Origin of the sequence: Labrys wisconsinensis, from assembly GCF_030814995.1 — a bacterium.
GTDB lineage: Bacteria > Pseudomonadota > Alphaproteobacteria > Rhizobiales > Labraceae > Labrys > Labrys wisconsinensis.
Map to the genome: position 1 here is coordinate 67,143 of NZ_JAUSVX010000025.1, position 11,849 is coordinate 78,991.

Sequence of the window (11,849 nt, forward strand, 5' to 3'; positions counted from 1 at the left end):
CGGCGGGGACCGGCCAGCCCCCTCCCCGCCGCGACGCCAGAAGGGGGCGGCGTCCCGCCCTCCTATCATCCGCCGAAAGGAACATGCGCCGTGGCCCCGAAAGACTCGAACGCCTCGAAGGAGCTTCTGAACGAGCGCAAGGTCCTGCTGGCCAGGACGGCGCGCCTGCGCGAGCTTCGCCTCGCCAAGGAGGCAGAGGAACGGGAGGCGGCGGGCGCCGCGCCGCCGAAGAAGCCGGCGGTGCGCAAGCCGGCCAAGAAGAAGCGGGCGCCGGCCGCCTGGCCGTGGTGACCGCGCGGCCAGACGCCCGGCTTCGACAGGCCGCCCCATGCTGATCCGATACGGCTACGACATCACCGTCACCTGCCCGCAGCCGACGCCGATGGTGTGCCTGCTGGCGGTGCGTGACGAGAGGGCCGCCGACATGCGGGCGGCCGAGCAGCTGGTCACCACGCCGAACGTGCCGACCACGAGCTATCGCGACCTGTTCGGCAACACCTGCCGCCGCATGGTGGCGCCGGCCGGCGACTTCTCGATCTGGGGCGACGGCACGATCTGGGACGGCGGGAGGCCCGACCCGGTCGACTGGAGCGCGGCGGAGATCCCGGTCGCGGCCCTGCCGGACGCCTGCCTCGTCTACCTCATGGGCAGCCGCTATTGCGAGACCGACAGGCTGAGCCAGATCGCCTGGGACCTGTTCGGGCAGGTCGGCCCCGGCTGGGCCCGCGTCCAGGCCGTCTGCGACTTCACCAACCGGCACATCACCTTCGGCTACCACAATGCCCGCGCCACCCGCACGGCGTTCGAGGCGTATCAGGAGCGGATCGGCGTCTGCCGCGACTATGCGCACCTGGCCATCGCGCTGCTGCGCTGCCTGAACATCCCGGCGCGCTACGTCAACGGCTATCTCGGCGATATCGGCGTGCCGATCGTCGACCCGATGGATTTCAGCGCCTGGATCGAAGTCTATCTCGGCGGCCGCTGGCTGACGTTCGACCCGCGCAACAACGTGCCGCGCATCGGCCGCATCGTCGTCGCGCTGGGACGGGACGCGGCGGACATCCCGCTGATCAACTCGTTCGGCCCGCATGTGCTGAGATCGTTCCGCGTCTGGGCCTACGAGGTCGCCGACCTGCCGCGGCCCGCGGCCGGCCCCTGAATCCCGGGACGTCCGCCGGGCGCGCGACGGCAGATGCGGAAATAGATCGGATTCGGCTGGGCCGGGCTGCTATGCTGCGGCGATGACGCGCCCCGATTTCCAGGCGGAAGCCGAGATGTTCTCCAATGTCCGCAAGCTCGGCTGGCGGCGGGCGCCGATGAAATATCGGCGCTTTGCCAATCTCGCCCTGGCCGTCAAGTGCGCGGTCGAAGACATGGACGACGCTCCCAGCCAGATCATCATCCGCACCGAGAGCGAGGATTTCACCGGCAGCGCCATCCGCACGCTCTACGACAGCGAAAGCTTCCCCCTGGACCGCAAGGCGTTGCCCGCAGCGACCGCCGCGAAATCGTGAGGCGCGGCATCGGCCGGTCGCCTCAGGCCGGCGGCGTGCCGGCGGTCCCCTCCCCCAGCCGCGCGGGAAAGCCCGGGGCGCGCAGCGGCGTGCCGGTGGCGTCCTCCAGCAGCCTCACGATCATCGAGGACCAGGCGCCGCCGCCATAGCGGGCGCGGCCCTCGATGAAGGTCTGCTCCATCAGCCCGGCGAGCTTCAGCGGCACGCCGAGCCTTCGGCCGATCTCCATGGCGAAGCCGGCATCCTTGCAGGCGAGGTCCATGGTGAAGCCGATATCGTAGCTGCCGTTGAGGATCACCTGGCTCTCGGTCTCGTGCACGAAGCTGTTGCCGGAGCTGGCGCGGATCGCCGCGAAGGCCGCGCCGAGGTCGACACCGGCACGCGCGCAGAGCATCAGCGCCTCGCCGGCGGCGATGAGGTGGATGAAGGCGAGCATGTTGGTGACCACTTTCGTCACCGCCGCCTGCTCCAGGCCGCCGAGGCGGATCACCGCCCCGCCCATCGCCTCCAGCGCCGGGCGGTGACGCTCGAACAAAGGCTGCGGGCCGCCGGCCAGGATGGCGATCTCGCCGGATACGGCCTTGTGGACGCCCCCGGTCACCGGGCAGGCGAGCGTGTCCACACCGCGGGCCGCGGCCTTCGCCGCCAGCGCGGCGATGACGGGAAAGTCGTTGGTGCTCATCTCGATCCAGGCCGCGCCCGGGCGCAAGGCCGGCAGGGCGGCTTCCAGCACGGCGGCGGAGGCGGCGGGCGAGGGCAGGCAGGTGATGAGCGCGTCGGCCTGGCGCGCCGCCGCGGCGGGCCCCTCCGCCCAGGCGGCGCCGGCGGCGAGCAGCGGCTCGGCACGGGCGGCGTCGAGGTCGTGCACGGCAAGCGGGAAGCCGGCGCGCCGCAAGCTCATGGCGAGTGGGCGGCCGAGATGGCCGAGGCCGACGAAGGCGTAATTCATGGGTCCCTCTCAGCCGAGCGGCTCGTCGGCCATTTCCAGGTGGAGCCGTCCGTCCGCGGGATAGGGATGGGCGAGCGCCACGGCCTCGTCGAGCTCGACGCCGAGCCCCGGCGCGGTGGGCACGAGGACATGGCCGTCCTCCCAGCGGATCGGCGTCTTGAGAAGCTCGGCATGGAAGCCGCCCCAGCGCTCGATGCTCTCCAGGATCAGGAAATTCGGGATCGAGGCGGCCAGGTGGATGTTGGCGGCGCCGACCACCGGGCCGCAGTAGAGGTGCGGCGCCACCTGCACGTAATGCGCCTCGGCCATGGCGGCGATCTTGCGCGCCTCGAGCAGGCCGCCGACCCGGCCGAGATTCATCTGCAGGATGGCGGCGGCCCCGGTCGCGAGCACCCGGGCGAACTCATACTTCGTGGTCAGCCGCTCGCCGGTGGCGACCGGTATCGAGGTGGCGCGGGCGACGCGGGCCATCTCCTCCGGCATCTCCGGCGGCACCGGCTCCTCGAACCAGAGCGGGTCGTAGGGCTCCAGCCGCTTGGCGAGGCGGATGGCGCCGGCCGGGGTGAACTGGCCGTGGGTGCCGAACAGCAGGTCGGCGCGGGTGCCGACCGCCTGGCGCATCAGCTTGACGAAGCGCTCGGAGAGCTCCAGGGAGGCAAGGTCGGGCTGGCGCGGATCGAAGGCGGAATAGGCCCCGGCCGGGTCGAACTTCACCGCGGTGAAGCCCTGGGCGACATAGTCGAGCGCCCGCTCGGCCGAGCGCTCGGCATCGTGGTAGATCGCCTCGCTCTCCCCCTCCTCCGGATAGATGTAGGTATAGGTCCTGAGGCGCTCGCGCACCCGCCCGCCGAGGAGGTCGCAGACCGGCCGGCCCGCCGCTTTGCCGGCGATGTCCCAGCAGGCCATCTCCAGGCCGCTCATCACGCCCATGAGGGACACGTCCGGCCGCAGCGTGTAGCCGGACCCGTGCACGCGGCGCCACAGCGCCTCGATCTGCCTCGGGTCCTGGCCGGCGAAGCGACGGGCGAACACGTCCTCGATCATCCCAGCCACCACATGCGGGCCGAAGGTGGCGGCATAGACCTCGCCGACACCCTCGATGCCGCAGGCGGTGGTGAGCTTGAGGAAGATGAAATAGCGCCCGCCCCAGCCCGGCGGCGGGTTGCCGACGACGAAGACGCGGACGCTGTCGAGCTTCATGGCGAATTCCTTCAGCAGCGGGCGTCGCGCCGGATCAGCTCGGCCGCCTTGTGGGCGACCATGATGGTGGGCGCGTTGGTGTTGCCCGAGGTGATGGAGGGGAAGACCGAGGCGTCGACCACCCTCAGCCCCTCGACGCCGTGGACGCGCAGCGCCGCATCGACCACGGCGCTGGCCGGGTCGGGGCCCATGCGGCAGGTGCCGACGGGATGGAACACCGTGCCGCAGCGGGCGCGGAAATCGGCGAGGATGGCTTCGTCGTCCATGGTCTCGATCGTCGGGGTGAGCGGCGCGGCGACGAGGTCGCGGATCGCCGCCGTGCGCACCAGCGCCTGCATGAAGCGGCCGCCGGCGACGACGTCGGCGAAGTCCTTGGAGGTCGAGAGCGAGTTGGGCCGGATCTGCGGCGGCCGGCGCGGGTCGGGCGAGGCGATGTCGATGCGGCCGCGGCTGGTCGGCCGGCAGGGCTGGTAGGAGAGGATGAACCCGGGGAAGGGATCCGGGTTCATCAGCGGCCGCGTGCCCTCCGGCGCCGTCGTGTAGGTGACCGGGTTGAAATAGAGCTGCAGGTCGGGCGCCCGGCTGTCCGGGCCGGCGCGCACGAAGCCGCCGCACTGGTTGACGCTGAGGCTGAGCGTGCCGCGGCGGGTGAGGACGTAGCGCAGGCCCGCCCCGAGCTTGCCCCACCACGAATGCAGCTCGTCGTTCAGCGTCGGCTGCGTCGCCCGGTAGCGATAGGTGACGGCGAGATGGTCCTGCAGATGGCCGCCGACCGCCGGCCGGTCGACCTGCACCGCGATGCCGTGCTCCTGCAGGAGCGCGCCCGGGCCGATGCCGGAGAGCTGCAGGAGCTGCGGGGAGGCGATGGCGCCGGCGCTGAGGATGACGGCGATGCGGGCCTGCGCCCGCCTGACCTCGCCGCCCTGCTGATAGTCGACGCCCTCGGCACGGCCGCCGGCCAGCACGATGCGGGTCGCCAGCGCCTGCGTCTCCAGCCGCACGCCGGGCCGGCGCAGCGCCGGACGCAGGAAGGCGTCGGCGGCCGAGCAGCGCAGGCCGCGACGCCGGGTGATGGCGTAGACGCCGACGCCCTCGGGCGAAGCGCCGTTGAAATCGTCGGTCTCGGGCAGGCCGAGCTCGCGGGCGGCGTCGAGAAAATGGCGCTTCAGCGGATGCACCTCGTCGCCGACATCGGCGACCGCCAGGGGACCGGGCGTCCGCACCCGGCCCGCACGGTCGATGCGGCCCTCGAAGCCGGCGAAGACCGGCTCGACATCGGCCCAGCCCCAGCCGGGATTGCCTTCGTCGCGCCAGTCGTCGAAGTCGTGCGGCAGGCCGCGGCAATAGACCAGGGCATTGATCGAGCTGGAGCCGCCGACCACCCGGCCGCGCGGCCAATAGGCGCGCCGGTCGCCGAGCCCGCGGTCCGGCTCGGCCTGGTACTTCCAGTTGACACGGCCGTCGAAGAAGATGCGGCCATAGCCGATCGGCGTCTTGATCCAGAAGCGTCGGTCGTGCCCGCCCGCTTCCAGCACCAGCACGCTGTGGCGCCCGTCCTCGCTGAGGCGGTCGGCCAGGACGCAGCCGGCCGAGCCGGCCCCGATCACGATGAAGTCGAACGACTCGGCCATGCGCCCTGCTTTGCCGGCTCTGCTCACGGCCATCGACCCTGAGACCAGCCGAGGAGCAAATCAAACGAAAGAAAGAGCCCCTGAGGGGGCAGAAAAATAGGGCCTGTCGTGATAGCAAGGGACATGCCCCACGCCCTGCCGCCGCCCAACCGCCTGCGCGCCTTCGAGGCCTCGGCCCGGCACTCGAGCTTTGCCGGCGCGGCGCGGGAGCTGAACCTCACGGCCGCGGCCGTGGGCAACCAGGTGCGCCTCCTGGAGGCCGAGCTCGGCGCGGCGCTGTTCGAGCGCCTGGCGCGAGGCCTGCGCCTCACCCAGCCCGGCGAGGCCTATCTGCCGGCCGTGCGCAAGGCGTTCGAGGACCTGCGCGCATCGACGGCCGGGCTGTTCGGGCAGAAGCGCGCCCGCATCCTGCCGGTGCGCGTGCCCGTCTCCTTCGCCACGCTCTGGCTGGCGCCCCGGCTGGAGCGCTTCCATGCGGCGCAGCCCGACATCGAGCTGCACGTGTTCTCCTCGATCTATGCCGACGGGCTGCCGGTCGGCGAATGCGACCTGGAGGTCCGCTTCGGCGAGGGGGCCTGGCCGGGCTTCCGCAGCGAGCTGCTGCGCCACGAGCCGGCGGTCGCGGTGGTCCATCGCGACCTCGCCGCGGCGGGCGATTCCGCGGCGCGCCTCGCCGCCCTGGCGCGCCTGCCGCGCATCCAGATCATGGGCCTCGCCGACAATGGCTGGGAGCGGCTGTTCGGCGAGCACGGCCTGACGCCGCCGCGCCCCTGGATCCAGGTCGATACCAGCCTCGCCGCCCTGCAGCTCGTCGCCGCCGGCCAGGGCGCGGCCATCGTGCTGGAGAGCTTCTTCGCCACGGCGGCGCGGAGCCTGCCGATCGCCCTGGCGGTCGACACGCCGCTCCTGCTCGCCGAGGCGCATCACATCCTGCTGCAGGACGGCCGGGCGCCGCGCGCCGACGCGCTGCTGTTCCGCGACTGGCTGCTGCGCGAGGGCGGCGGCTGAGCCGCACCCAAGAGGGCGCTCGAGAGCGTGATCGCTTCAAGTTGAATCGACCACGCTCTCTATCTCTTTGTTTTTACGCATTTTCTTGACGCGAACCGAGAGCCGGTTCGCTGGAAAATGCTCTAGCCGCCGACGAGCTCGGCGAGAGCCCGCCCCGCGCCCTTGGCGGCGAGGGCCTGGGCCGCGCGGGCGAAGGCGTCGCGGAAGCGCTCGCTCTCCGGCAGGCGGAGCTCGGTGAAGGGCGAGAGGTGCAAGACGGCGAGGGGATCGCCGCCGCGGATGCGGGCCCAGTCCGCCGCATCGAGGCGCGGCTCGTCGACGGGAAAGGTGGCGCCGCCGTCTTCGACGCCCAGGAGGTAGCGGGCGAAGCAGGCAAACAGGAAGGCCTCGCGCTCGAGCGGGCCGTTGCCGGCGATGAGCTGGGCGAGGGTCCTGGCGTGGAACACAACCAGCTTGGAGGCGCCGTCATGGGCGACGCGCAGCACCTGGTCGTCGATGCCGGGATTGGCGAAGCGCTCCAGCACCTGAGCCGTGAAGACCTGCGGCGAGAGGCCGGGCGGCGGCGTCACCAGCGGGATGGCGTCGAGGGTCCAGAAATCCTGCAGCAGCCTGACCAGGCGCCCGTCGCGCATGGCCTCGTTGATCAGCCGGTAGCCGAGCAGCACGGCGGGATAGGCCAGCAGCATGTGCGCCGCGTTGGACAGCCGCCCCTTGACCGCCTCGAAGGCGGCGACATCGTCGCGCAGGCTGACGCCGGCCCGCTCCAAGGGCGGGCGGCCGTTGCAGAACCGGTCTTCCATCACCCAGTTGGTGTAGCTCTCGCAGCTCGCCGGCAGCGCGTCCTCGATGCCGCTGAAGGCGTTGAGCGCCTGGCGGTCCGCCGCGGTGACGCGCGGGGCGATGCGGTCGACCATGCTGTTGGGGAAGGCGCCGTGCCGCTCGATCCAGGCGGCGAGCTCGCCGTCGCGGCGCTCGGCCAGGGCCAGGACCGCGGCGCGGCTGGTGTCGCCGTTGGACCTGAGATTGTCGCAGGACATCACCGTGAAGGGCGGCAGGCCGGCGCGGCGGCGGCGGTCCAGCGCCTCGACGAGATAGTCGAAGGCGGTGCGCGGACGCCCGGCGCCGCCGCTCTCGGCGAGCGCCTTGTCGAGGCCGTAGCCGCCCTCGGTGATGGTGAGCGAGGCGATGCGCGTCCCCGGGGCGGCGAGGCGGCGGAGCGCGGCGTCCGGGTCGGCCGGCGCATGGAGATAGTCGGCCATGGCGCCGACCACCTCGACCGCCTTCGAGCCGTCGGCGGCGAAGGCGGTGACGGTGTGGAGCCCGTCCTGGCGGCGGAAGGCCTCGGCCTTGGCGCGGGCCTCGGGTCCGTCGAGGATGCCGATGCCGCAGATCGCCCAGTCCTCGTGGCCGGGCTGCTCCAGGCAGCGCTGCACCGCGACGGCCTGGTGCACCCGGTGGAAATTGCCCACGCCGATATGGACGATGCCGGCTCGGAGCCCATCGCGGTCATAGGCCGGGACGCGCACGTGCGAGGGCAGACGGTGCAGCGTCCTGGCGCTGAGCTCGACCATGCGCTCCTCCCCCCGCCGGCCCCGACGGTCGATCGCCGCCTTCCCGGGCTGCCCATACTGCGCGGATTCCGGCGGGGCGCAACCGTTTGACCTTGGCCACGGGCGTGTCATAGTCCGCGACGGGTGCGAGGGGCGGCAAGCTCCCCGGCCGCGCAGGCGCTCTGCCGACCTGTCAGCCAATCAAAAAAATCACGGGAGGAAGCCATGTCTTGGAAATCTGGAGTGGGAGCGCTGCTGTCGACGGCGGCGCTGATCGGCGTGCTGGGAGCCGCCGCGCCGGCCGGCGCCGGCGAGTTCGACGGCGTGACCGTCAACGTCATGACGCAGACCGGCGCCATCCAGGAGCCGCTGCAGCGCCGCGCTCCCGAGTTCGAGAAGCTGACCGGCGCCAAGATCAACGTCATCGCCGTGCCCTTCTCCGACCTCTATCAGAAGGTGCTGACCGACTGGGCCAGCGGCACCAACTCGGTCGACGCCGCGGTGTTCGCGCCGCAATGGATGGTCGACTACGTCGCCGGCGGCTATCTCGAAGAGATCAGCGGACGCATCGCCAAGGATACCGCCATCCAGTGGAACGACATCGCGCCGTTCTTCCGCGACTTCTCCTCCAGCTATGGCGGCAAGACCTATCTCGTGCCGCTCGATGGCGACTTCCACATGCTCTACTACCGGACCGACGTGTTCGAGAAGGCCGGGCTGAAGCCGCCGGCGACCTGGGACGAGTATCTCGCCGATGCCAAGAAGCTCAACGGCATGGAGATCGACGGCACCAAGATCTACGGCTCCTGCATCGCCAAGAAGCGCAATGCCCAGAGCTACTGGTTCGTCACCGACGTCGTCGGCTCGATGACCCAGTCCAAGGGCACGTCCCAGGGCACCTTCTTCAACACCAAGGACATGACGCCGCTGGTGGACAACGAGGCCTTCCGCAAGGCGCTCGACTTCCTGAAGGAATCCACCCAGTACGGGCCGCCGGACGAGCTCAACCTCGACGTCAGCGACACCCGGCCGCTGTTCACCTCGGGCAAATGCGCGCTCAACCTCGACTGGGGCGATGTCGGCGTGCTCGCCGTCGACCCCGCCACCTCCAAGGTGATCGACAAGACCGGCTCGGTGATCACCCCGGGCTCCAAGGAGGTGCTGAACTGGGATACGGGCAAGCTGGAAGCCTGCACCAAGGACAATTGCCCGCACGCCATCGACGGCGTCAACCACGCGCCCTATGCGGCGTTCGGCGGCTGGAGCGGCGGCATCAACGTCAAGGCCGCCGACAAGGTCAAGGACGCGGCCTACGCCTTCTTCTCCTATCTCGGCCAGCCGGCGCAATCGAGCGTCGACGTCACCATCGGCAAGACCGGCTTCAACCCCTACCGCGTCTCGCAGCTCAGCTACAACGACGCCTGGAAGACGGGCGGCATGAGCGAGAAGGCGGCGGGCTATTATCTCGGCGCCATCCGCGCCAGCCTCGACAGCCCGAACATGATCCTCGACCTGCGCATCCCGCAGAACCAGAAATACCAGCAGGTGGTGCTGGACGAGGCGATCTCGCGCTTCCTCGCCGGCGAGATCGACAAGGAGACGACGATCAAGACCATCGTCGCCGGCTGGAACGACCTCAACGAGCAGATCGGCAAGGACGATCAGCTCAAGTTCTACAAGAGCACGCTCGGCATCAAGGACTGACCGACGCGCCCGCCCCGGGCACCGCACGGGGCGGGCGCACCGAGCGCGCCGCGCCATCCGGCCCGCCCGCGCGGCGGGCCGCGTCCTCGACACCTGCCCCCTCGAGAAGCATGACCCTCGCCGCGACTGCGCCCGCCGACATCGACCGGCACGAGAGGCTCGCCCAATGGGTCGACCGCCATTCCGGCCGGATCATGGTGCTGCCGGCCGTGCTGATCCTGCTCGCCTTCGCGATCTTTCCGCTGATCGTCTCGGCCTATCTGTCGCTGTCGCGCTTCGCGCTGGCCGGCGGCAGCTTCAAGCTGACCTTCATCGGCTTCTATAACTACAGCCGGCTTCTGGTCGGAGCGCAGCAATACCACCTGCTCGGCACGTTCAAGGAGATGGGCGCCGCGGGCTGGACGCTGCTCGCCGTCGTCGGGCTCGCCATGGCGGCCTGGCTGGCGCGCTATGTCGGCACCGGCTTCACCATCGCCGGCTTTGCCGGGCGCCTCGTCACATCGGCGCTGATCCTCGCCCTCGCCGTCGTGATGGCCGGCACGGTGCTGGCCGGCGGCTTCCAGGGCACGCTGTCCAACACGCTGCTCTACGTCGTCCTCGGCGTCGCCGTGCAGTTCGCCCTCGGCCTCGGCCTGGCGCTGCTCTGCGCCCAGCCGATCCGGGCGCGCAGCCTGTTCCGGGTTCTCTTCTTCGTGCCGCTGATGGTGACGCCGGTGGGGGTCGCCTACATGTTCCGCATGCTGGCCGACATGCAGAAGGGGCCGTTCGCGCCGATCAGCCACCTGCTCGGCTTCGGCCCGTGGTCCTGGGCGACGGACGCCTGGTCGGCGCGGCTGATGGTGCTGGTCGGCGACACCTGGCAATGGACGCCGTTCATGTTCATCGTGCTCCTGGCGGCGATCGAGAACCAGCCGCGCGACCAGCTCGAGGCGGCGCATCTCGACGGGGCGAGCCGGCTGCAGATCCTGCGCGACATCACCTGGCCGGCGATCGCGCCGGTGGCCGCCACCGTGGTGCTGATCCGCCTGATCGAGGCCTTCAAGCTGATCGACATGCCGAACGTGCTGACCGCCGGCGGGCCCGGGCTCGCCACGGAATCGCTGACGCTGCACGCCTTCATCGCCTGGCGCACCCAGGACCTCGGCGGCTCGGCGGCGGTCGGCTACATCCTCCTGTTCGTCTCGACCATCACCTGCGTCTCCTTCTTCAACTTCGTGGTCCGCCCCGCCCGGAGATACCAGTGACGCCAGACACCCGCCCGCTGCTGCGCCGGCTGTTCGAGCCCCGGAGCCTCGACACGCTGGCGCCGGTGCCGAAGATCTTCACCTATGCGGCCCTGCTCGCCTGGGCGCTGGTGGTGCTGTTCCCGCTCTACTGGGTGCTGGTCACCTCGCTGAAGGTGCAGATCGACGTCGACAGCGGCCCCTACTACCTCCCCTTCCTCGACTTCCAGCCGACGCTCGACGCCTGGACCTTCATGCTGCTCAAGAACAACACGCTCGGGCCCTATCTCAACTCGATCGTGGTGGCGCTCTCCAGCACCGTCCTGGCCGTACTGATCGGCGCGCTCGCCGCCTATGCGCTGGTGCGCATCCGCTTCGAGGTCCGGATCGCCGCGGTCGCCACCTTCGTGCTGCTGCTCGTCGGCGTCATCGTCGCGGTGGCGGCCTTCGCCGTGCCCTGGCAGGCGGCCGTGGCGGTGGCGCTCGCGCTGTTCCTGCTGGCGCTCGGCACGATCGGGCGCCGCTTCAAGGCCTCGCTCGGCAACAACGACATCGAGTTCTGGATGATCTCCAACCGGATCATGCCGCCGATCGTCGCGGTGCTGCCGATCTACGTGATGTTCCAGCAGTTGCGGCTGCTCGACACCCAGGTCGCCCTGATCGCCACCTATACCGCGGTGAACCTGCCGATCGTGGTGTGGCTGACGCGCGACTTCTTCGCCGGCATCCCGCTCGACCTCGAAGAGAGCGCCGAGATCGACGGCGCCTCCAAGTTCCGGGTGTTCTTCACCATCGCCCTGCCGCTGGTGCGATCGGGCCTGGCCGCCACCTTCATGCTGGTGCTGATCCTGGCCTGGAACGAATATCTGCTGGCGCTCTTCCTCTCCAACGCCAACGCCCAGACCATGCCGGTGCTGGTCTCGGCCCAGAACACCACCCGCGGCCCGCAATGGTGGTACATGTCCGTGCTGATCGTCGTCATGATCGTGCCGGTCATCGCCATCGCCGCCTTCCTGCAGAAACACATCGCGCGCGGCCTGCTGGTCGGCGCGGTCAAGGGTTGATCGGCC

The 11,849-nt window shown here is 70.4% G+C and carries 11 protein-coding genes; 7 read left to right on the forward strand and 4 right to left on the reverse strand.

The annotated features are described in order from the left end of the window. Positions 1-90 precede the first annotated feature (90 nt). From QO011_RS38630 to QO011_RS38640, 3 genes are all read left to right on the forward strand, one after another. Positions 91-291, forward strand: a complete 201-nt coding sequence (locus QO011_RS38630) for a hypothetical protein (protein WP_307284817.1) — start codon at positions 91-93, stop codon at positions 289-291. 37 nt (positions 292-328) lie between these two features. After that, complete coding sequence (locus tag QO011_RS38635) at positions 329-1,159, forward strand: transglutaminase-like domain-containing protein (RefSeq protein WP_307284820.1); 831 nt, start codon at positions 329-331, stop codon at positions 1,157-1,159. Positions 1,160-1,241: 82 nt separating this feature from the next. Further along, entirely contained in the window at positions 1,242-1,514 is a 273-nt protein-coding gene (locus QO011_RS38640; RefSeq protein WP_307284823.1) for a hypothetical protein, read from the forward strand. Between the two features lie 22 nt (positions 1,515-1,536). Here the strand turns inward: QO011_RS38640 and QO011_RS38645 are convergent, their stop codons facing one another. From QO011_RS38645 to QO011_RS38655, 3 genes are read right to left on the reverse strand one after another with little or no spacing between them, the layout of a single operon-like run. Beyond that, a complete protein-coding gene (locus QO011_RS38645; RefSeq protein WP_307284825.1) occupies positions 1,537-2,463 on the reverse strand; it encodes an NAD(P)-dependent oxidoreductase in 927 nt (308 codons plus the stop codon). Positions 2,464-2,472: 9 nt separating this feature from the next. After that, the gene (locus tag QO011_RS38650) at positions 2,473-3,663 is read right to left on the reverse strand and encodes a mandelate racemase/muconate lactonizing enzyme family protein (RefSeq protein ID WP_307284827.1); all 1,191 of its coding nucleotides are present in this window, start codon (positions 3,661-3,663) and stop codon (positions 2,473-2,475) included. An 11-nt stretch (positions 3,664-3,674) separates the two neighbouring features. Further along, positions 3,675-5,294 carry a GMC family oxidoreductase gene (locus QO011_RS38655; RefSeq protein ID WP_307284830.1) on the reverse strand — a complete coding sequence of 540 codons (1,620 nt, stop codon included), beginning with the start codon at positions 5,292-5,294 and terminating at the stop codon, positions 3,675-3,677. A 123-nt stretch (positions 5,295-5,417) separates the two neighbouring features. Between QO011_RS38655 and QO011_RS38660 the strand changes: the two genes are divergently transcribed. Then, positions 5,418-6,302, forward strand: coding sequence for a LysR substrate-binding domain-containing protein (locus QO011_RS38660; RefSeq protein WP_307284831.1), 885 nt, complete (start codon positions 5,418-5,420; stop codon positions 6,300-6,302). A gap of 122 nt (positions 6,303-6,424) precedes the next feature. On the opposite strand, the gene QO011_RS38665 is transcribed toward QO011_RS38660, so the two are convergent. Continuing rightward, a complete protein-coding gene (locus tag QO011_RS38665) occupies positions 6,425-7,873 on the reverse strand; it encodes a mannitol dehydrogenase family protein (RefSeq protein ID WP_307284834.1) in 1,449 nt (482 codons plus the stop codon). A gap of 204 nt (positions 7,874-8,077) precedes the next feature. Here QO011_RS38665 and QO011_RS38670 point away from each other — a divergent pair, with 204 nt between their 5' ends. The 3 genes from QO011_RS38670 (at position 8,078) to QO011_RS38680 (ending at position 11,843) form a co-directional block, all read left to right on the forward strand. Then, positions 8,078-9,556 carry an ABC transporter substrate-binding protein gene (locus tag QO011_RS38670; RefSeq protein WP_307284837.1) on the forward strand — a complete coding sequence of 493 codons (1,479 nt, stop codon included), beginning with the start codon at positions 8,078-8,080 and terminating at the stop codon, positions 9,554-9,556. Positions 9,557-9,666: 110 nt separating this feature from the next. Continuing rightward, positions 9,667-10,800: a carbohydrate ABC transporter permease gene (locus QO011_RS38675; RefSeq protein ID WP_307284841.1), complete on the forward strand. Its 1,134-nt coding sequence runs from the start codon at positions 9,667-9,669 to the stop codon at positions 10,798-10,800. Beyond that, a complete protein-coding gene (locus QO011_RS38680; RefSeq protein WP_307284844.1) occupies positions 10,797-11,843 on the forward strand; it encodes a carbohydrate ABC transporter permease in 1,047 nt (348 codons plus the stop codon). Before QO011_RS38675 ends, QO011_RS38680 begins: the two co-directional genes overlap by 4 nt. Positions 11,844-11,849: the final 6 nt, after the last annotated feature.